Origin of the sequence: Paenibacillus sp. J31TS4, from assembly GCF_018403265.1 — a bacterium.
GTDB lineage: Bacteria > Bacillota > Bacilli > Paenibacillales > NBRC-103111 > J31TS4.
In genome coordinates, this window is the sequence record NZ_BOSI01000004.1 from 353,418 (window position 1) to 373,182 (window position 19,765).

At 55.2% G+C, this 19,765-nt stretch carries 22 protein-coding genes and 1 tRNA gene; 6 read left to right on the forward strand and 17 right to left on the reverse strand.

What is annotated here, in order from left to right:
• Positions 1–49: 49 nt before the first annotated feature.
• The 5 genes from KJS47_RS19025 to KJS47_RS19045 all read right to left on the reverse strand — a co-directional run bounded on the left by KJS47_RS19025 (position 50) and on the right by KJS47_RS19045 (position 2,378).
• Positions 50–514: a DUF4358 domain-containing protein gene (locus tag KJS47_RS19025; RefSeq protein ID WP_213526648.1), complete on the reverse strand. Its 465-nt coding sequence runs from the start codon at positions 512–514 to the stop codon at positions 50–52.
• A gap of 179 nt (positions 515–693) precedes the next feature.
• Positions 694–785: transfer RNA gene (locus KJS47_RS19030), tRNA-Ser, on the reverse strand.
• Positions 786–896: 111 nt separating this feature from the next.
• The gene (locus tag KJS47_RS19035) at positions 897–1,127 is read right to left on the reverse strand and encodes a DUF951 domain-containing protein (protein ID WP_213526649.1); all 231 of its coding nucleotides are present in this window, start codon (positions 1,125–1,127) and stop codon (positions 897–899) included.
• 69 nt (positions 1,128–1,196) lie between these two features.
• Positions 1,197–2,084, reverse strand: coding sequence for a mechanosensitive ion channel family protein (locus KJS47_RS19040; RefSeq protein ID WP_249716537.1), 888 nt, complete (start codon positions 2,082–2,084; stop codon positions 1,197–1,199).
• Positions 2,085–2,126: 42 nt separating this feature from the next.
• Positions 2,127–2,378, reverse strand: a complete 252-nt coding sequence (locus KJS47_RS19045) for a putative Se/S carrier protein (protein WP_213526650.1) — start codon at positions 2,376–2,378, stop codon at positions 2,127–2,129.
• Positions 2,379–2,571: 193 nt separating this feature from the next.
• Between KJS47_RS19045 and yyaC the strand changes: the two genes are divergently transcribed.
• Positions 2,572–3,192: a spore protease YyaC gene (gene yyaC, locus KJS47_RS19050; protein ID WP_213526651.1), complete on the forward strand. Its 621-nt coding sequence runs from the start codon at positions 2,572–2,574 to the stop codon at positions 3,190–3,192.
• Here yyaC and KJS47_RS19055 read toward each other — a convergent pair.
• From KJS47_RS19055 to rpmH, 12 genes are all read right to left on the reverse strand, one after another.
• Positions 3,158–3,652: a DUF4446 family protein gene (locus KJS47_RS19055; RefSeq protein ID WP_213526652.1), complete on the reverse strand. Its 495-nt coding sequence runs from the start codon at positions 3,650–3,652 to the stop codon at positions 3,158–3,160. The two genes, yyaC and KJS47_RS19055, sit on opposite strands and share 35 nt — an antisense overlap.
• A 219-nt stretch (positions 3,653–3,871) precedes the next feature.
• Complete coding sequence (locus KJS47_RS19060) at positions 3,872–5,026, reverse strand: aminotransferase class V-fold PLP-dependent enzyme (protein WP_213526653.1); 1,155 nt, start codon at positions 5,024–5,026, stop codon at positions 3,872–3,874.
• Positions 5,027–5,376: 350 nt separating this feature from the next.
• Positions 5,377–6,237: a ParB/RepB/Spo0J family partition protein gene (locus KJS47_RS19065; protein ID WP_213526654.1), complete on the reverse strand. Its 861-nt coding sequence runs from the start codon at positions 6,235–6,237 to the stop codon at positions 5,377–5,379.
• Positions 6,230–6,991: a ParA family protein gene (locus KJS47_RS19070; protein WP_213526655.1), complete on the reverse strand. Its 762-nt coding sequence runs from the start codon at positions 6,989–6,991 to the stop codon at positions 6,230–6,232. Before KJS47_RS19070 ends, KJS47_RS19065 begins: the two co-directional genes overlap by 8 nt.
• Positions 6,992–7,333: 342 nt before the next feature.
• Entirely contained in the window at positions 7,334–8,152 is an 819-nt protein-coding gene (gene noc / locus KJS47_RS19075; protein ID WP_213526656.1) for a nucleoid occlusion protein, read from the reverse strand.
• 259 nt (positions 8,153–8,411) lie between these two features.
• On the reverse strand, positions 8,412–9,140 hold the full coding sequence (rsmG, locus tag KJS47_RS19080; RefSeq protein WP_213526658.1) for a 16S rRNA (guanine(527)-N(7))-methyltransferase RsmG: 729 nt from the start codon (positions 9,138–9,140) through the stop codon (positions 8,412–8,414).
• The gene (gene mnmG, locus KJS47_RS19085; RefSeq protein WP_213526660.1) at positions 9,141–11,033 is read right to left on the reverse strand and encodes a tRNA uridine-5-carboxymethylaminomethyl(34) synthesis enzyme MnmG; all 1,893 of its coding nucleotides are present in this window, start codon (positions 11,031–11,033) and stop codon (positions 9,141–9,143) included. It lies immediately after the preceding gene.
• 40 nt (positions 11,034–11,073) lie between these two features.
• The gene (gene mnmE / locus KJS47_RS19090; protein WP_213526662.1) at positions 11,074–12,450 is read right to left on the reverse strand and encodes a tRNA uridine-5-carboxymethylaminomethyl(34) synthesis GTPase MnmE; all 1,377 of its coding nucleotides are present in this window, start codon (positions 12,448–12,450) and stop codon (positions 11,074–11,076) included.
• Between the two features lie 144 nt (positions 12,451–12,594).
• On the reverse strand, positions 12,595–13,212 hold the full coding sequence (jag, locus tag KJS47_RS19095) for an RNA-binding cell elongation regulator Jag/EloR (RefSeq protein WP_213526664.1): 618 nt from the start codon (positions 13,210–13,212) through the stop codon (positions 12,595–12,597).
• A gap of 17 nt (positions 13,213–13,229) precedes the next feature.
• Positions 13,230–13,964, reverse strand: a complete 735-nt coding sequence (yidC, locus tag KJS47_RS19100; RefSeq protein ID WP_213526666.1) for a membrane protein insertase YidC — start codon at positions 13,962–13,964, stop codon at positions 13,230–13,232.
• Positions 13,965–14,084: 120 nt separating this feature from the next.
• Positions 14,085–14,432: a ribonuclease P protein component gene (gene rnpA / locus KJS47_RS19105; protein ID WP_213526668.1), complete on the reverse strand. Its 348-nt coding sequence runs from the start codon at positions 14,430–14,432 to the stop codon at positions 14,085–14,087.
• Positions 14,433–14,816: 384 nt separating this feature from the next.
• Positions 14,817–14,951 (reverse strand): 50S ribosomal protein L34, encoded by a 135-nt coding sequence (rpmH, locus tag KJS47_RS19110; RefSeq protein ID WP_213526670.1) that lies wholly within the window; start codon positions 14,949–14,951, stop codon positions 14,817–14,819.
• A 479-nt stretch (positions 14,952–15,430) separates the two neighbouring features.
• On the opposite strand from rpmH, the gene dnaA reads away from it, so the two are divergent.
• The 5 genes from dnaA to remB all read left to right on the forward strand — a co-directional run bounded on the left by dnaA (position 15,431) and on the right by remB (position 19,760).
• Positions 15,431–16,786, forward strand: coding sequence for a chromosomal replication initiator protein DnaA (dnaA, locus tag KJS47_RS19115; protein WP_213526672.1), 1,356 nt, complete (start codon positions 15,431–15,433; stop codon positions 16,784–16,786).
• 169 nt (positions 16,787–16,955) lie between these two features.
• Positions 16,956–18,098: a DNA polymerase III subunit beta gene (dnaN, locus tag KJS47_RS19120; RefSeq protein WP_213526674.1), complete on the forward strand. Its 1,143-nt coding sequence runs from the start codon at positions 16,956–16,958 to the stop codon at positions 18,096–18,098.
• 15 nt (positions 18,099–18,113) lie between these two features.
• The gene (yaaA, locus tag KJS47_RS19125) at positions 18,114–18,329 is read left to right on the forward strand and encodes a S4 domain-containing protein YaaA (RefSeq protein WP_213526676.1); all 216 of its coding nucleotides are present in this window, start codon (positions 18,114–18,116) and stop codon (positions 18,327–18,329) included.
• Positions 18,330–18,349: 20 nt separating this feature from the next.
• Positions 18,350–19,471 carry a DNA replication/repair protein RecF gene (gene recF / locus KJS47_RS19130; RefSeq protein ID WP_213526678.1) on the forward strand — a complete coding sequence of 374 codons (1,122 nt, stop codon included), beginning with the start codon at positions 18,350–18,352 and terminating at the stop codon, positions 19,469–19,471.
• Positions 19,472–19,511: 40 nt separating this feature from the next.
• Positions 19,512–19,760 (forward strand): extracellular matrix regulator RemB, encoded by a 249-nt coding sequence (gene remB, locus KJS47_RS19135; protein WP_213526680.1) that lies wholly within the window; start codon positions 19,512–19,514, stop codon positions 19,758–19,760.
• Positions 19,761–19,765: the final 5 nt, after the last annotated feature.

The following is a 19,765-nucleotide window of genomic DNA, read 5'->3' on the forward strand; positions in this document are numbered from 1 at the left end:
CAAGTATCGCTGCCAGCGCTTTGCATTATTAAAAGTTGACTTTGAGCAATCATTCTCTTTTGTCATAATGGATTTTATTAAGGTAAGAATCAACAAGCTGATTGCCGCTTCCATTGTTGTCGCTAATTGTTAAAATAACATAATTTCTTGTTCTCCGGATAACATAACCCCGCATACGCTCATATTCTTCGGCATTTCCCAATCGGTATTTTTCCGCAAGTTCCTTGCTATAGGAGCTTATCGCCCTTTGAATACGATCCGCACTCTGTAAACTGTTCGCTTCGATGATGGAAAATTCCCGGGCGGTGCCATCTGTGCTGACGAACACTTTTGCATGGGAAACATCGGAGACGGTAACGCCTTTATAATGGTTTTCCAAGCTGGAAATAGGTAGTTCTTTCATATCCTTATAATAAACTGAAGATGTCAACATAAACTCGGAAAATGTATGGGTATCAATTTTTGTTTTGGGGCGCGTCATGCCGTAAATGCTTATGACAAATAAGATTGCCAAAAAGATGACCATCCATTTTTTCTTTGCTATCGCTTTTATCCTTTTTCCTCCCAATCTGTCAAATAGTTAAACCATTATAACAAAAACCTCCCTAATCGTGTTTGGAACACATTAGAGAGGTTTTAGATATAAGAAACAAAAAAAGTGACTCCGCCCTAGAGTCACTTCGCTTTTATGTATGGCGGAAAGGGTGGGATTCGAACCCACGCACGGATATGATCCGCCTAGCTGATTTCGAGTCAGCCCCCTTGGGCCTCTTGGGTACCTTTCCATTAGAGACAAGATGTATTGTAGCACAGGATGAGGCAGCATGGCAACTGCCAATTTTTCGGCTTGTCACCTGCTGCCTAACACCTCTTCTTACAGGGCTTGCGGTCCCGTCCTACTCCAGCAATCCTTCTTCCGCCTGCGCCGCTGCGGCCGGGTTGGAGCGCAGCACCTTCTTCATCTTGCTCTCGAATTTGGCCCGCGGTATGAGAACGCTGTGCTTGCAGCCGGTACAGCGCACCCGTATATCCATTCCCATGCGGATGATCTCCATCTCGTTCGTTCCGCACGGATGCTGCTTTTTCATCTGCACGATGTCGCCTAACGCGAACTGCTTTCTCTCCACCGTACCTTCCCCTTCCTCCCGGCTCTGGCAAAGCCGGCGTAGATAATGGCTGCCGGTCTGACGACCGGCCTACTTGGTCTGCTCGGTCTTCGAAATCTCGATCCGATAGCGGTCGAGCGTCCGTTTAGCCTCGAACAGAATAGCTCTGCTTACCTTACTCTGCTGGTTGGGACGGCATTCGGCCGTGATCCGGAGTACGAGATCGTTCGTTCCCATCGTCTGTACGCCCAGCACCCTCGGGGTCTTCACAATGTCGTCCTCCTGCTTGTCCAGCTCGACCATGGCGTCGCGCAGCAGCTCGATCGCGCGGTCAACGTCCGAGTTGTAAGCCAGCGTCACGTCGACGACCGCCACCGAGTTGCGGATGGAGAAGTTGGTCACCTGTTGAATCATGCCGTTCGGGATAATGAACACTTCCCCGGTCCAACTGGCGATTCGGGTTACCCGCAGTCCGATCTCCTCGACCGTTCCTTTGGCTGTCCCGATCTGGACGACGTCGCCAACGGCGAATTGGTCCTCAAAGATAATGAAGAAGCCGGTAATGACGTCCTTCACCAAACTTTGCGCCCCAAACCCGATAGCCAGACCGATGACGCCGGCGCCGGCCAGCAGCGGGCCCAAATTGAAGCCGACCTGGTTAAGGATAAGCATGAGGAGGATGAAGTTAATCGTGTAATTGATCACGTTGCCGAACAGCTTGCCGATCGTGGTTGTCCGGCGGACATCAAAGCGGAGCGGGTTTCGCTCCCGGCTCGCCATCAGCCGATGCACCATCTTTTGGGCGAGCGTGCTGACGATTCGACCAATAATGAGAAGAATGATGATCTTGACGGCGATCCAGCCCCAGTTGATCCACATCTGCGAGTTGAACAGCGTGTCCTTGATCTCCTCTACTCCGCTTTTGATCTCCGCCTCGGTAGGCAATTCCGCCAGAAATCTGCTCGTTAAGACTGACAATCTGATGTTCCTCCCTTTGTCGGCTCCGACGATCCTCTCTTTTTATTCCTCGATCGTATCATACTTGCCATCCTTTTTGAAATAGATTCCCCGGATGACTACCTCTTCGTCCCGAATGATCCGCCGGACGGTCTCCAGATCCTCCTCGTGGAAGGCGATTGCCAGCGCGCAGCCGGCCGTAATCTCCTTCGGGGTCGGACAGACATCGATCTCGAGGTCTACATATTCCAGCAGCATCTCGGCCCGCAGCGCCTGCTGGGTCGAGTCAAAGGCAATCAGCCCATTCTGGTCCATCGCGCCTACCGTTCCTTTCCTTCCCGGTTCTGTCGGGGTCGTGCCGCGTTCCGCCCGCGGCTCTGACTCTAGCAGCTCTACTATTCCGTGCGGCACGCTTCCGGAGCTTGGCCGCGTTATTTTGCGCGCCATGTATAAACCCATTTTTTCGGCCGTATACTAGTAAAAATTCACGAGCCTATGGAGGAACTCTATGAAGTTTACTTTTCGTCCCGAGACTTCGCTTCCCCCCGAGCCGCTGATCGTCTCCTATACGGCGCCCGAGCCCGAGGCCGCCCTGTCCGGACAGCTCGCCCACTATTTTCATCGGGTGCCGGCCCATCGCCCGATCGTGATCGTGTGCATCGGAACCGACCGGTCGACCGGGGATTCGCTCGGGCCGCTCGTCGGCTCGAAGCTGCAGCCGACCCTTCCTCCTAGCGCTTACTTGTACGGTACTCTTCAAGAGCCGGTGCACGCCTTGAATCTAGCTGAGACGCTAGCCGGCATTCAGGAGAAGCACACCGATGCGTTCGTCGTGGGAATTGATGCCTGTCTTGGCCAGCTGTCCAGCGTAGGCGCGATTAAAGTGGCCCCCGGACCGCTCAAGCCCGGAGCAGGTGTGAACAAAGAATTGCCCCCGGTCGGCGATATCCATGTCACGGGGATCGTCAATGTCGGAGGCTTTATGGAATACTTTGTATTGCAGAATACGAGATTGTTCCTCGTCATGACGATGGCCGAGATTATCGCGCAATCGCTTCTGCTTTCTTTGCAGTCGGTGAAGAGAAATGCGGGCCTTACTGCCCCTTCTGCTCAGAGACCAATTGGATAACCTTCTCCTCCTCGGGAGACAAGCTATATTTGGAGCGGCCTTGTTCTAGCGGCTTGGCATAGAGGAACGTCTCGTTCCTGCTGTGGATGCCGGTCAGAACGAGGCCGTTTTTGTAATCGTCCAGAATGGCCAGAGAGAAGCTGAGGTCGCTGCTGTGCTGGGCGAATGCATTATACCGGATGACGCCGACCCGCCCTTTGATTCCCTTGACCTGCTCCTGCAGCTGCCGAATCGCCGCGCCTTGGTCCTCGCTTGCCGCCCCCGTTTGCCGGTACGCCTCCTGCAGCTGCAGCAGAATCTCCTCCAGATTGCCCTCGGCTCCTGACATCATTTTCTTGTAACGCTTGTTCACTTTCCTGAACTTGATCCAGAGAATCAACACCATCAGGAAAAGCACCGCGAACGCGAGCACCTGGATACTCGCCCACACCTCCGGCTCCAATCCGAATATTGTTTGCATGCTGTTGCCTACCTTTTTTTCTATTTCATCTTATTCCGGCACTTGTTCGGCGCCGGTTCTCTCCAAGCTGCCTGCCGACCTATCCGTCTTTCCCTGCATCTGCGGCACCCATCCTGCTGCGGCGCAGCTGCCCAGTTCTATGCCGTGATGTGCCTCTGGGTCAGTGGCTTCCATTCAAGTCCGCAGACCGCCTCACCGAATTCCAAGCCTCTCCGCAGTTCAACCATAATGAACAGCGATTTGCCGCATGGCATCGAGGAAGTAAGCGACCTCCTCTTCGCTTGTCGCATAGCCGACGCTGGCCCGGACGGCTCCCGTCTCGGCGGTCCCTGCGGTCTCGTGGGCAAGCGGCGCGCAGTGGTAGCCCGCCCGGACCGCGATGCCGAACGATTGATCGAGAATCGAGGCGAGCTCGGCCGAGTCGATGCGAGTCCAGCGGAAGGCGGCGATCGCCGTCCTCTCCTCCCCGATCCCCGGGCCGAGCAGCTCGATCCCGTCGATCGCCTGCAGCCCTTCCATGAGACGCTGCGTCAGCTGCCATTCCCGCCGGTGAATCGCCTCGACTGTCTGGCCGAGCACATACTGGACGCCCGCATTCAGCCCTGCGATGCCGACCGTATTCAGCGTACCCGCCTCATAGCGGTCGGGCCGAATGTCCGGCATGCCCGCGAGCTCCGACTGGCCGCCCGTTCCCCCATGAAGCAGCGGCTCGAGAACTATGTCCTTGGAGACATAGAGTCCGCCCGTTCCCTGCGGTCCGAGCAATCCCTTGTGGCCGGGGAACGCCAGCATATCGATCTGCATCGCCTGCACGTCAATCGGATACGTGCCGGCGGTCTGGGCCGCATCAACCAGCAGCTTGACGCCTCGCTGCCGGCACATCCTCCCTATCTCCCCGACCGGTTGAATCGTCCCGAGCAGATTGGAGCTGTGGCTGCAGACCACAAGCGTCGTATTCTCCCGGAACGCCCGCTCCAGCTCGTCCAGCGCCAGCCGGCCATCCGGAGCGGCCGGCAGGTAAGTGACGTCAACCTGCCTGGTATCCCGCAAATATTCAAGCGGCCGCCGGACGGCATTGTGCTCGACCGACGTGCAGATCACGTGGTCCCCTTCGCGAACGAAACCCTTGATCGCGAGATTGAGCGCCGCCGTCGCGTTCGCCGCGAAGCTGATTTCCAGCGGATCCCGGATGCGGAACAGCTTGGCCAAGTTGCTTCTCGTCTGGAGCAGCAGCCGGCCCGCCTGGAGCGCCATGGCATGCTGGCCCCTCCCGGGATTGGCCGGCACCTCCTCCAGGCAGGCGGCCATCGCTTCCTTGACGCCCGGAGGCTTCGGCCAAGACGTCGCCGCATGGTCAAAATAATAGATGGTCATCCTCCGCCTCCGTTCCTTCCTTCGCTTCGGCCTGCCTCCCCTGTTCCTTTTCTATCTCCACAGGGCAAGCGCCTCCGTCATCCGCAGGCGCTCATCCGGACATTCCGTTTTGCTAGACCCCTATTATACCTTTTTTTCGAAACTGGTGGAATGCGCTTCTTTCCTTTCTTTTGGATATCCAACAAAGCTTGCTTCCCCTTTATTCCCTGCCTCCTGCTTTCTTTCCATCTCTTTTCCCTCATGCGCCTCCTCCCTCCTTCCGCAGACCCAAAAAAGCCGCCCCCTCTGCATGAAGGTAACGGCTTTCCTTTGCTTATCTTAAAGAGGATCTACGGAAGGAAGAGCTCCGCCTACGAAGATATTTTACCTTGGAGAAGCTCCAGGATCCGTTCCAAATCTTCCTTGGAATAGTACAACAGCTCGATTTTCCCTTTATTGTTCGCATGCTTGATTTTCACGGTTGTTTTGTAATGATCCCGCAGGTTCTCTTCCAGCTCGTGAATATAGGGGTCGCGCTTTTTGTTTGGCTTCGGTTTCCCGTCGGGTTTTGGCTTTTTCTCATCGTGCCGCTGGATCGCTTCCTCCAGCTCACGGACGCTCCACTGCTCGCGAATAGCCGACTCGGCGAATTCCTTCTTCTGCTTGTCGCTCTTCACGCCAACGATGGCGCGCGCATGGCCCATGGACAATGTTCCACGTGAAACATGCTGCTTGATCTCCTCCGGAAGCTGCAGAAGCCGCAAAAAGTTGGCGACGTGCGACCGGCTTTTGCCTACCTTCAAGGCAAGCTCCTCCTGCGTCAGCTTCAGCTCCTCGGAGAGCGCCTGGTAAGCAACCGCTAGCTCGATCGCATTCAGATCCTCCCGCTGGATGTTCTCGATCAGCGCAATTTCCATCACCTGCTGATCCGTGAACTTCTTCACGACAGCCGGGATCGTCGGAAGGCCCGCCAGCTGGGAAGCGCGGAACCGGCGCTCGCCCGCTATTATTTCATAGCCTTTCAGCACGCTCCGCACGATGATCGGCTGGATGACGCCATGCTCCTTGATGGAAGCGGACAGCTCCTGGATGCTCTCTTCCTCGAATGTTTTTCTCGGCTGATAGGGATTGGCCCGCAGCTGCGAGAGAGGAATCTCCACAACTTTATCGTCATCGCTAATATTCAAGGATGGAATCAACGCGTCCAATCCTCGTCCAAGTCGCTTATTCAAGCTCAATCACTTCCTTCGCGAGTTCCATGTAAACCTCCGCTCCCTTGGAGCGCGGATCATAGGTAATGATCGATTGCCCGTGGCTGGGCGCTTCGCCGAGGCGGACATTCCGCGGAATGATGGTCCGGTAGACCTTCTGCTGGAAATACTTTTTGACCTCTTCAATGACCTGAATCCCCAGGTTGGTCCTTGCATCGAACATCGTCAGCAGGACGCCTTCGATTTGCAGCGTCGTGTTCAGATGCTTCTGCACGAGCCGGACGGTATTGAGCAGCTGGCTCAATCCTTCCAGCGCGTAATATTCGCATTGGATCGGGATGATGACGGAGTCGGCTGCCGTCAGCGAGTTGATCGTAAGAATGCCGAGGGAAGGCGGACAGTCGATCAGAATATAATCGAACATATGCTTGACCAGCTGCAGAGACTTCTTCAGACGAACCTCCCGCGAAATCGTCGGGACGAGCTCAATCTCAGCACCGGCCAGCTGGATGGTAGCCGGAATGATCTTCAAGTTCGGCAGATTCGTCTCCATGATCGCATCCTTGGGATGCACATCGTTAATGATAATATCGTAGATGCAGTAGACGACGTCCGCCTTGTTGATGCCGATCCCGCTGGTCGTATTGCCTTGCGGATCAATATCGACGAGCAGCACCTTTTTGCCGAGGGCCGCCAAAGACGCTCCCAGGTTGACGGAGGTGGTGGTTTTACCCACTCCTCCTTTTTGATTGGCGACGGCTATTATCTTTGACACATTGCTTCACCTCAACTGTTAAATTCACCCTCCGCAAACCGGCAGACCTCCCGTACGTACGGCCGGTGTCCGTCCGTGACGACAAGGCCGTCAGATGCTGCTCGGTCGGATTTGCGAATCGACCGCTTCTTGGCCGAATCCGGGTGGGAATAAAAAGAACCTGCGGGAGGGCGTCATGATGACCCGTTGTTTCCCAACATGCCCGCAAGTTCTGTCTATTGCCGTTCCCGGTCCGCCAGCTCCGTTCCGGCGATCCTCCGCAGCTCATTTCCATAATCGCCAATGGCGGTGCAGCCCTCCCCTCCGTCCCTACCGGACCGGGCAGGTCTGCACCGTATGCCATCAACGCTTTGGAATAGAGATCGTAATCTCGTAATGGTCCTCATAATCCTTTTCGTTGGTGCTTATATTCATTCCGGAGCTGCTGATCATGTCGACCGACTGCCGGATCGTATTCAAGGCAAGCCGAACATCCTTGGAGAAGGAAATCCGCTTATTCCGCTTCGGCTTCAGTGCTTCCTTGTAAAAGGCGACGCGCGCTTCCGTCTGCTTCACGTTCAAATCTTTTGCGATAATCTCGTTCAATAGCTTGATCTGCAATTCCTCGCTGTCGAGCGCGAGCAGAGCGCGGGCATGGCGTTCGGAGATCTTCCTCTCCATCAGCGCTTGCTTCACCTCGTCGCACAGCTGAATCAGCCGAATTTTGTTGGCGATCGTCGACTGGCTTTTGCCGAGCCTCTGGGCCAGGCTCTCCTGGGTCAGCTGATGAATCTCCATCAGCTGCTGGTAGGCCAGCGCCTCTTCGATAGCGGTCAGTCCCTCTCGCTGCAAATTCTCAATGACGGCGATAGACGCCGCCTGCGCATCATTGAAATCTCTAATAATAGCAGGAATGGTCTCGAGACCGAGCTTTCGGACAGCACGCAAACGCCGTTCTCCGGCGATGAGCTCATAGCCGCCGCTCCGCAGACGGACGACGATCGGCTGAATGATGCCATGCGTTTTTATCGTCTGCAGCAGCTCGTCGATCCGCTCTTCATCGAATACGGTTCGGGGCTGATAAGGACTGGGAACAATCTCCTGGACCGGGAGCTGTTTCACTTCGTCGGCTGCCGGCTTGCTGTCCGCGAGGCCGAAGAGCCTACTAATATGTTCCTTCATATCTGTCATTACCCACCTAACTCTATCGCAATGAATACCTGTACCTTCTGCAAACCTCTCTCCCAATGCGACACGAACTTCCAATCTCTACTACCGGCGTTCTCTATCAAACTTCCCTAGTTAGGAATGATAGAACAGACAAGTACACGAAAAAACAAACATTATGTATAAATTCTCCGCCAAGCAGCAATATCCTGCCTGGCGGAAGATGAAAATTAAGGGTGGCATGTTCCACGTGAAACACTTAGAGCAGTGCCCACTAGCCCCGGGCTAACGGTTTTTTGAGAGGCGTTCCGGCCGGACGCGGATATTTGGCCGGCGTCTTGCCTGTCTTGTCGATGATGAGAATATGGCGCTCGCCCTGCTCCATCGGCAGCTCCAGCCGGTGTACATCCTTTAGCCTGCCGTTCAGCTCGTTCAAGCTGAACGTGGCCGCTTCGATCTCCTCCGCCGGATCCGAGCCCTTCATAGCGGCGAACGTTCCGTCCTTGCGCACGAACGGCAAACAGAACTCGTTCAGCACTTGGAGCCGGGCAACGGCCCGTGCCGTCACCAGATCGAATTGATCGCGGAGGGAATGCTGTCTCGCCAGGTCCTCCGCTCTTCCATGCAGCGCCTCTACCTCTTCCAGGCCAAGCTCGGCCGATAGATGGTTCAAAAACTGAATCCGTTTGTTAAGCGAATCGACAATGGTGACCTTCAGATGAGGAAACGCAATCTTGAGCGGAATGCTGGGAAACCCGGCTCCCGAGCCGATGTCCGCCAGCGTGCGAACTTCCTTGAGATCCACGTAGAAGGCGAGGGTAAGCGAGTCGTAAAAATGCTTCCAATAGACTGGCTCCCGTTCGGTAATGCCGGTCAGATTCATCTTCTCGTTCCAGGACACCAGCTCGCGGTGATAAACCGCGAATTGCTCCAGCTGCCGTTCGTTCAGCTCGATACCCTGGCTGGCCAATGTGGCCCGAAACAACTGCTCGAATGTATCCATTTATTTTTTCGCCGCCGTTACTTGATTGTAATGTTCCAGATAGACGAGCAGGATCGATATGTCTGCCGGGTTCACGCCCGATACGCGGGAGGCCTGCCCGATGGACAGCGGTCGGATTTTAGCCAGCCTGCTTTTCGCTTCGTTGGCAAGTCCGTGCACGTCCTCGTAGACGATATCGTCCGGAATCCGCTTCTGCTCCATCTTCCTCAGCCGTTCGACCTGAAGCAGCTGCTTCTCGATATACCCGGCGTATTTGATCTGAATCTCCACCTGCTCCTTCATCTCATCGGTCAGCTCGACGGGAGAGGGAGAGATGGATTCGAGGTGCGCGTAGGACACTTCCGGCCGTTTCAATAACGTGATCAGATCGGTTGCATTGTTCAGCTCCACCGTACCTGCTTCGCGCAGCATCTGCTGGACATGCTCCTCCGGCTTCACCTTCGTCTGCTTGAGCCGCTCGATCTCCTGCTCGACACGCTCTTTCTTCTCGAGGAATTTGCGGTGCCGTTCCTCCGAAATGAGTCCAATCTCGTGGCCAAGCGGCGTCAGCCGGAGGTCGGCGTTGTCGTGGCGAAGCAGCAGCCGGTACTCGGCGCGCGACGTGAGGAGACGGTACGGCTCAGCCGTCCCTTTGGTCACCAGATCGTCGATCAGCACGCCGATGTATGCCTGGGAACGCTCGAGAATGACCGGCTCTTTGCCCTGTACCTTGCGGGCCGCATTGATCCCGGCCATGATGCCCTGGGCGGCCGCTTCCTCATAGCCGGACGTGCCGTTGATCTGTCCGGCCGTGAACAGGCCGCTGATCAGCTTCGTCTCGAGCGTCGGCCATAGCTGGGTCGGCACGACCGCATCATACTCGATCGCGTAGCCGTTCCGCATCATTTCGACCTTCTCGAGGCCAGGGACGGACCGGAGCATGCTCAGCTGGACATCCTCGGGCATACTCGTGGACAGACCCTGCACATAATACTCGGATGTGTTGCGCCCTTCCGGCTCCAGAAACAGCTGGTGCTTCGGTTTGTCGGCGAACCGGACGATTTTGTCTTCGATCGACGGGCAATAACGCGGGCCGGTTCCTTCAATCGCTCCGGAGAACATGGGCGCACGGTGAAGGTTGCTGTTGATGATGCTGTGCGTCTCCGGCGAGGTGTAGGTGAGCCAGCAGGGCAGCTGCTCCTCCTTCGGAGCCTCCGTCGTCTCATACGAGAAAAACTTCGGTTCGGCATCGCCCGGCTGAATCTCCGTCTTGCTGAAGTCGATCGTGTCCTTGTGGACACGGGGAGGCGTGCCCGTCTTGAACCGGACGAGCTCGAGACCGAGCTGGCGGAGCGATTCGGACAGCTTGATGGACGGCTGCTGGTTGTTCGGACCGCTCTCATACATCAGCTCGCCCATAATGATCTTGCCGCGCAGATAAGTGCCCGTCGTCAGCACGACGGCCTTCGCCATATATTGCGCTCCTGTTTTGGTGACCACGCCTTTGCAGACGCCGTCCTCCACGATCAATTCCTCGACCATTCCCTGCCGGAGCGTCAAGTTGTCGGTCGCTTCGATCGTCTCTTTCATCAGATGCTGGTATTGAAATTTATCCGCCTGCGCGCGCAGAGCGTGGACGGCCGGCCCTTTGCCGGTATTGAGCATTCTCATTTGAATGAACGTCTTGTCGATATGGCGGCCCATCTCCCCGCCCAATGCGTCGACCTCTCGGACGACATGGCCTTTGGCCGGACCGCCGATCGACGGATTGCACGGCATGAACGCAATCATATCCAGGTTGATCGTCAAAAGCAGCGTATTGCAGCCCATGCGGGCGGTTGCAAGAGCCGCTTCGCAGCCGGCATGGCCCGCGCCGATGACGATGACGTCATATTCCCCAGCTACATATCCCATTGTTGTTTCCTCCTTCTTGCTTGCCAAACCGTGTCCCCACTTACTTACCGAGACAGAACTGCGAGAAAATCTGATCGAGCAGCGAATCGCCGACGGAATCGCCGATCACCTCTCCCAGCTGCTCCCATGCCCGGCGAACATCTATTTGAATCATATCGATCGGCACGAACGACTCCGCCGCCTCCGTCGCTTCCCCCAAGGCGCTCTTCGCCTGCTTGAGGAGGGCGATATGTCGGACGTTGCTGACATACGTCAGATCGTTGGACTCCACTTGCCCGCTGAAAAAGATGGCGGAAATCGCCGCTTCCAGCTCGTCGATGCCGCTTTCTTCCTGCAGCGACATCCGGACGATCCGCTCGGCGTCGATCCGCCTCGTCAGCTCCTCCATCTCCAGCTGCTGCGGAAGATCCGTCTTGTTCACGATGACGATGACGTTGCGGTCTGCCAGCTGCTCCAGCAGCAGGCGCTCATCCTCGTGGATCGGCTCGCTGCCGTTGAAGACGAGCAGGATCAAGTCGGCCTCGGCGAGCGCCGTCCGCGACTTCTCTACGCCGATCTGCTCGACGACATCCGACGTTTCGCGAATGCCCGCCGTATCCAGCAGCCGGAGCGGAATGCCGTTTACCGTAACATACTCCTCTATCACATCCCGGGTCGTACCGGGAATATCGGTGACGATGGCTTTGTTCTCCTGCGTCAATGTATTGAGCAGCGACGATTTGCCTACGTTGGGACGTCCGACGATGGCCGTGACGATCCCTTCCCTCATGATTTTACCTTGTTCGGCGCTTTTCAACAAACGGTCGATCTCCGTGATTGCTGCCTCGCACCGAGTCCGGATGAACGCATTCGTCATCTCTTCGACATCATGCTCGGGATAATCGATGTTGACCTCGATGTGGGCCATCAGCTCGACGAGCTCGTGGCGAAGCTTCTTGATGCGGGCCGACAGGCTGCCCTCCGCCTGCTTCATGGCGATCTGGTAAGCCCGGTCCGACTTGGCCCGAATGACGTCGATCACTGCCTCCGCTTGGGACAGGTCGATCCGGCCGTTCAGGAACGCCCGCTTGGTGAATTCTCCCGGCTCGGCGATCCGGGTGCGGCCGGTCAGGAGCAGGTCGAGCACCTTCTTCACCGAGACGATGCCGCCGTGACAACCGATCTCAACGACATCCTCGGCTGTGAACGAACGCGGACCCTTCATGACGGTGACCAGCACCTCGTCGATCCGTTCCCCCGTTTCCTTGTTGACGATAAATCCGTAATGAACCGTATGGGTGGCCGCGGCTGACAGCGGCTTTTTGGATTGGAACACGCGCTCGACCTCGGCAATCGCTTCGGGGCCGCTCACGCGGATAACCGCAATCCCTCCCTCCCCTAGCGGAGTCGAAATTGCGGCGATAGTATCGTGTATCATGGCAAGCACCTCTTGGCAATAGCATGCTGACTGGCCGGCCAGGCTATTGTGAATTTATCGGCGGGACACGCCGGCTCTCCCGGACAGGCCCATTTATGAAAAAAGCAATGACTCCATGATCCCCTCGAAGTCATTGCGTCTTGGCTACTTTAAAGAAACGACCACTTTGCGGTTCGGCTCGTCTCCCTGGCTGTATGTCCGAACGTGCGGATGATCCTGCAGCTTGGCGTGGATGATCTTCCGGTCGAGGGAAGTCATCGGCTCCAGGACGACATCCTGCTTGGTTCGCACAACCTTGGAAGCAATGCGCATGGAGAGCTCCTCCAGCGTCTGCTTGCGGCGGCTCCGGAATTGCTCGGCGTCGATCATGATGCGGACATGCCGGTCCGACTGCCGGTTGGCTACGATATTGACCAGATATTGGAGGGCATCCAAAGTTTGCCCTCTCCGCCCGATTAATATACCGATCTCGGGTCCGGACAGATTGAACAGCAAGCCGTCCTCCTCCATCTGCCGATTGAGTTCCACTTCGAGCCCCATAGTGCGCAGCACGTCGCGAAGGAACAGCTCGGCCTCCTCGGCCGGATCGGGAATCAGTTCAAGCTCCACCTTTGCCTGCCTGGCGCCAATGAGACCGAACAGGCCCTTGGCCGGCTGCTCCAGCACCGTCATTTTGACGCGGTCCTCTCCGACTTTCCACTGCCGGAGTCCCTCGTTGACGGCATCCTCCACCGTTTTTCCGGAAACCACCATCTTCATCATCGCGGAAGCCCCCACCCCTATTTTTTAGAAGGTCGGTAAATAATGTAGGTTTGCACGATCGTGAACGTGTTGCTGAATACCCAGTACAGCGGCAGTGCAGACGGGAAGTTCATCGACATGACGAAGATCAGGACCGGGAAAATGAAAAGCAGGCCCTGCATCATCGGCATGGTGTTATTCTTCTGGGTAGCCATCATGACCTTTTGCTGAATGAACGTGGTCAGAGCGGCAATTGCCGGAAGAATATAATAAGGATCGGCCTCGCCCAGCTTCAGCCACAGGAACGAATGCGAAGCGATGTCGCCGTTGCGCATAATCGCGTTATACAGCGCGATCAGGATCGGCATCTGAATGATGAGCGGGAAGCAGCCGGCCAGCGGGTTCACATTGTTCTGCTGGAACAGCTTCATGGTTTCTTCCTGCTGCTTTTGCGGATTGTCCTTGTGCTTTTCTCTGATCTTTTGCAGCTCCGGCTGGATGGCCTGCATCGCCTTGGAGCTCCGGTACTGCTTAAGCGTCAGCGGCAGAATGAGCAGCCGGATGATGACGGTCACGATCAGAATCGATAATCCGTACGAACCTCCGAACAGAGTAGCGAACCAATCAAGTACGCTTGACAGCGGTCCAACGAAAAACTTGTCCCAAATGCCGTTGTTCGGATCAATCGGCTTGTGATTCGTCGCGGAGCTACACGCAGATAGCAGCAACACGAGAAATGCCAGCGGGACCAGTTTAGAGAAACGACGAATCAAAATGGAATCCTCCTAAACGCCTGCTAAAATTTTTAATGATGGAACCGGATGTATCGTGTGCAGAACCGTCCCACTTTTACAAACAACAATATAGCACAACTTCCAGGGCAATGAAAACATTCACCTGGTCTTTTTTAACAGTCCTGCACGCTTCAAAACATGCAGCAAGCTGCTCTGAATGCCAGCGTATTCCATCTCCGCCACCGGCTTCCTCGCGATCACGATCACATCGACGTTCGCTTCGAGCCTGTCCAGGTTCAGACGAACGATCTCCTTCACCGTCCGGCGCAGCCGGTTGCGGACGACGGCATTGCCGACTTTTTTACTGACCGACACGCCGAGCCGCAGCGGAGCGGGCTCCCGCTGCTCGAGCCGGTACACGACGAATTGATGGTTCGCGAACGATTTGCCGCGGCGGTATACCTTCTGAAAATCCTCTCTTTTGGCCAAACGGTTTTCTTTATGCACGGGCTACGCTCCAGTTACTTGATTTGGTGGGCTGGCCTAAGACGGACCCGGCGGCAGCCTTATGCTGCTGGGGACGCGAATCGGCCGGCTTGCCTCTTGCATGCTAACGGAACTACGGACGCCGGTTTCCTGCGTGCCGGTTCTACAGCTCGCTACCGCCGGGGCCCATCGGCCGGAATCGTCTTCCTATACTATAAGAAAGTTTAGCCGGGAACCTGTCTCCGGATACCGACCTCCGCCGTTTCCGTCCTCATTTATAACGAAAGGCTTCTTACTTGGAGATAAGAAGCCTTCGTCGGTCGCTATGGTTGCCTGCTGGCCGAAGGCCGGCAGGCGCTTATTCTCCCCCGGCCGGAAAAAAAGACCACTCGCAAGTGGTCTCGTTTACGCGGTCAGAGTTTTTCTGCCTTTAAGACGGCGAGCTTGGATGACCTTGCGGCCGTTTTTCGTGCTCATCCGTTTGCGGAAACCGTGATTCTTTTTACGTTTCCTTGTATTCGGTTGAAATGTAGGTTTCATCTATCGCACCTCCCTCGAGGATAACCATCCCTAAAAATACCTTTAACTATTAAACCATCCTGGGCACAAAAAGTCAATCTTTCTCTTCGAACCCGTTTTTGCCAAATAGAGGGCTGTGAATAACCAAAAGACCCAAAAGTGGAAAAATGTCGAACTGTTAACAACCTACAAACAATATCTAGTGTTGTTAACAACAATTATACACAATAACTTGGAGATGTGGATAAATTGTCGAATTGCATTGAAAACAATGGGTTGTTTTGATATATTAATATTGTTTTCCATGTGGATACCTTGCTTCTACATAGGTATTTATCAACAGGCTGTGGATAATATTGTGAACAATTTTCACTTCCCCTCGATTGCTCTCACCTAATTCCCTGAATTCTGTGGACAATGGACAGAATGTTCTTTGATTCGACAATAGATGATGTTGCCCCAGCTATCGCCGCATTGTTTGTATAAAGGAGTGACTGTTTGTGGACAGCCATATCAACCAGTTATGGCAGCAAGTACTATCCGTGATTCAAACCAAGCTGAGCAAACCGAGCTTCGATACTTGGTTGAAATCGACCAAAGCGAGTGTTTTTACGGATTCACTCCTCGTTATTCTCACACCTAACAATTTTACGAAGGAATGGCTCGAAACCCGTTACGCCAAGATGATCAGCGCAACCGTCTATGAATGCCTGGGCAAGCAGGTCGACGTTCAGTTTACGATCGACGACGGCTCGGCACCGGCCGCCGCTCCGGCGCAGGCCGCCCCGCAGGCGGCGCCTGCCGCGCAACAGCCGGACGAATCGTTTTCCCATATGATGAATCCCAAGTATACGTTCGACACGTTCGTCATCGGAGCCGGCAACCGATTCGCGCACGCCGCATCGCTCGCGGTCGCCGAAGCGCCGGCCAAGGCGTATAATCCGCTGTTTCTGTACGGGGGCGTCGGACTAGGCAAAACCCACTTGATGCACGCGATCGGCCATTACGTGCTGGAGCACAATCCGAGCGCCAGGGTGCTGTACATCTCGTCCGAGAAGTTCACGAACGAGTTCATCAACGCCATCCGCGACAACAAGGGCGAGAGCTTCCGCAACAAATACCGGAACATCGACGTGCTCCTCATAGACGATATTCAATTCATTGCGGGCAAAGAACAAACCCAGGAAGAATTCTTCCACACGTTCAACGCGCTGCATGAAGAGCACAAGCAGATCATCATCTCGAGCGACCGGCAGCCCAAAGAGATTCCGACGCTGGAAGAACGGCTGCGCTCACGCTTCGAATGGGGACTGATCACCGACATCCAGCCCCCGGATCTCGAGACGCGGATCGCCATTCTTCGCAAGAAGGCGAAGGCGGAAAACCTCGAAATTCCGAACGAAGCGATGGCCTATATCGCGAATCATATCGACACGAACATCCGGGAGCTGGAGGGCGCTCTGATCCGGGTCGTGGCCTACTCCTCTCTCATCAACGAGGACATTACGGTATCGCTGGCCGCCGACGCGCTCAAGGACATCATCCCGTCAAGCCGGCCGAAGGTGATCACCATACAGGATATTCAGCAAAAGGTTGGCGAATTTTACGGACTTAAGCTGGAGGATTTCAAAGCGAGGAAGAGGACGCGGGCGGTAGCGTTCCCGCGCCAGGTGGCGATGTATCTGTCCCGCGAGATGACCGATTATTCGCTGCCGAAGATCGGCGAGGCGTTCGGAGGCCGCGACCATACGACGGTCATCCACGCGCACGACAAAATCTCGATGTCCATCAAGCAGGACCCCGAGCTGCAAAAGATCATCACGAACATCACCGAAAAAATCAAAAACCCAAGCTAACTTGTTCATAAGCCTATGCACAATCTATTCACATTGTGGATAGGCTTCCTCTTTGCGTTTTTATCGACTATCCACATATCCAGAGCCCCTACTACTATTACTACAAAGAAATAGATATAATATATAGATATGCGTCAGCTCAAATTTTCAGAACTCCGGGAGGGACATTATGAAGTTCTCCGTTTCAAAAGACAAGCTTAACGAATCCATCCAGCAGGTATCGAAGGCGATTTCGAGCCGTACGACCATTCCCATTCTGAGCGGGATCAAAATAGATGCCTCACCCCGGGGCCTGACTCTGACAGCCAGCGATACGGACATTTCGATTCAATCCTTCATTCCCGCGGAGGAAGGCGACCGGCAGAACGTAAGACTCGCACAGGCTGGGAGCGTCGTACTCCCCGCCAAATTTTTCATAGAGATGGTCCGTAAGCTCCCTTCCGACTTCATCGAGATGGAGCGCGGAACCAATTTCCATACCACGATTCGCGCTGGCGCCTCGGATATCCAGATGGTCGGCCTGGATCCCGATGAGTATCCCCTTCTTCCCCAGATCGAAGACAACAAGGTGATCTCCATGGCAAGTGATCTGCTACGCGCCATGATTCGCCAAACATCGTTCGCCGTTTCGACAAGCGAGACGACCCCTATCCTTACAGGGGTATGCTGGAATTTGAGCAATAATAACCTTAAGCTGATCGGCTGCGACCGCCACCGCCTCGCCACACGCGAGACATCGATGGAGACGCAATCCGAGCAGCAATTCCACAATATCGTCATCTCCGGCAAAACGCTGAACGAGCTGAGCAAGATTCTTCCCGACCACAACCAGCTCATCGACATTGTAGTTTCGGAGAACCAGGTGCTCTTCCGTATGGAGAATGTTCTGTTCTATTCGCGTATCCTAGACGGTGCCTACCCTGAGACCAGCAAGCTCATCCCGAAGGAATTCAATACCGAGGTCGTCGTGCCGGTCAAAGCTCTCATAGAGGCGATCGACCGGGCGTACCTGCTGTCGCGCGAGGACAAGACGAACATCGTCAAGATGGTCATGAACCCGGACAAGACGATGGAGATTTCGTCCAGCTCGACCGAGCTCGGCCGCGTGACGGAGACGCTGGACATGAACGAGCATACCGGCGAGCTGCTGAAGATTTCGTTCAACTCGAAGTATATGCTGGATGCGCTTAAGGTCATCGACTGCGACCGCGCGCGGATCGGCTTCACCGGTTCGATGAGCCCGATCATTATCCAGCCGGAGGACGGCACCAAGATTCTCCAGCTCATTCTGCCTTACCGCACGACCAACTAAAGGAGGCCGCTCGACGTGAAGCCTATCTCCATCCACACCGACTATATTACGCTCGGACAGTTTCTGAAGCTGGCGGACTGCATATCCACAGGTGGACAAGCAAAGTCGTTCCTGCAGGATACCCCCATTACCGTCAACGGGGAGCCCGAGAACCGGCGCGGCAAAAAATTAATCCCCGGGGATAACATTCGCGTCCAAGGGTGCGGAGAGTTTCAGATCGTCCGGGAGTAAGACGGAAAGAAGGAACCCGATTGTTTCTTAACAAGCTCTCCCTGACCAATTACCGGAATTACGACCGGTTCGAGCTGGAGACGAGCCATCAGGTCAATCTGTTCGTCGGTCCGAACGCCCAAGGCAAGACGAATCTGCTCGAATCCATCTATGTGATGGCGCTGACCAAGTCCCACCGGACACACCAGGACAAGCAGCTGATCCGGTGGAACGAGGATCAGGCGCTGCTCACCGCGGAGGTGGACAAGCGGTACGGCCCCGTTCGGCTCAGCCTGTCCATCACCCCGCAGGGCAAGAAGGCCAAGATCAACGGGCTGGAACAGCGCAAGCTGAGCTCGTTCATCGGCACGCTGAATGTCGTTATGTTCGCGCCGGAGGATCTGGAGATCGTCAAGGGAGCGCCGGGCATCCGCCGGCGTTTCCTTGACATGGAGATCGGCCAGGTCCACCCCGGCTATTTGTACGAGGTGACCCAGTATCAAAAGGTGCTGGTCCAGCGCAACAACTATCTTAAGCAGCTCGCATCCGGCAAGAGCGCCAATGCCGCGATGCTTGACATATGGAACGAACAGCTGGTTCAATTTGGTATTAAAATTATGAAAAAACGGCAAAGCTTTATTAAAAAGCTTCAAGTTTGGGCGGAGCGCATTCATGCGGGCATCACCAACGGGCGGGAAGAGATTTTGCTAGAGTACCGGCCGTCTTTTCCGCTATCCGAGGAAGAAGATGAAGCTATGTTATTTGACCGTTTTATGTTAAAGTTATCACAGGCCAAAGAGCAGGAAATCCGCCGTGGCGCTACGCTGGCGGGTCCTCACCGGGACGATATGGTATTCTGGATCAACGGCAAAGAGGTGCATGTGTACGGCTCTCAGGGGCAGCAGCGCACCACGGCGCTGTCATTGAAGCTGGCCGAGCTCGAGCTCATTCGTGAGGAGCTTGGCGAGTACCCTTTGCTGCTGCTTGACGATGTACTGTCCGAGCTCGATCCGTATCGGCAGACACAGCTGATCGAGACGTTCCAGGACAAGGTACAAACGTTCGTGACGACAACCAGCCTGGACAGTGTGAATATGGAGAAGCTCCGGGATTCGGCAGTCTATCACGTCGCCGGAGGGGCCGTTACCGAGCAGGCGGACTGACCGGACACTACGACCCGTGCGGGGAAAGGATGAAACCGGGATGTTCATTCATTTGGGCGGAGAAAAGATCATCAGAGCCGAGGAGCTTATCGCCATCTTCGACTTGTCGATCGAGAAGAACTCGAAGATCTCCAAACAGTTCGTTACGCACGCCGCCAAAGAGAAGCGGATTGAAGTGATTGGCGAGGAAGAGAGCAAATCGCTCGTCGTCACCCTTCATAAAGTCTATTATTCCCCCATCTCATCGAGCACGCTCAACAAGCGGGCCAACCACCTTCTGATGAGTTAATTGCC

Coding starts and splice junctions, on each gene's coding strand:
- KJS47_RS19045 (WP_213526650.1), bottom strand. CDS start 2,378: ATGGACCAGAATGGGCTGATTGCCTTTGACTCGACCCAGCAGGCGCTG.
- yyaC (WP_213526651.1), top strand. CDS start 2,572: ATGAAGTTTACTTTTCGTCCCGAGACTTCGCTTCCCCCCGAGCCGCTG.
- KJS47_RS19055 (WP_213526652.1), bottom strand. CDS start 3,652: ATGCAAACAATATTCGGATTGGAGCCGGAGGTGTGGGCGAGTATCCAG.
- KJS47_RS19060 (WP_213526653.1), bottom strand. CDS start 5,026: ATGACCATCTATTATTTTGACCATGCGGCGACGTCTTGGCCGAAGCCT.
- noc (WP_213526656.1), bottom strand. CDS start 8,152: ATGAAGGAACATATTAGTAGGCTCTTCGGCCTCGCGGACAGCAAGCCG.
- rsmG (WP_213526658.1), bottom strand. CDS start 9,140: ATGGATACATTCGAGCAGTTGTTTCGGGCCACATTGGCCAGCCAGGGT.
- mnmG (WP_213526660.1), bottom strand. CDS start 11,033: ATGGGATATGTAGCTGGGGAATATGACGTCATCGTCATCGGCGCGGGC.
- mnmE (WP_213526662.1), bottom strand. CDS start 12,450: ATGATACACGATACTATCGCCGCAATTTCGACTCCGCTAGGGGAGGGA.
- jag (WP_213526664.1), bottom strand. CDS start 13,212: ATGATGAAGATGGTGGTTTCCGGAAAAACGGTGGAGGATGCCGTCAAC.
- rpmH (WP_213526670.1), bottom strand. CDS start 14,951: ATGAAACCTACATTTCAACCGAATACAAGGAAACGTAAAAAGAATCAC.
- dnaN (WP_213526674.1), top strand. CDS start 16,956: ATGAAGTTCTCCGTTTCAAAAGACAAGCTTAACGAATCCATCCAGCAG.
- remB (WP_213526680.1), top strand. CDS start 19,512: ATGTTCATTCATTTGGGCGGAGAAAAGATCATCAGAGCCGAGGAGCTT.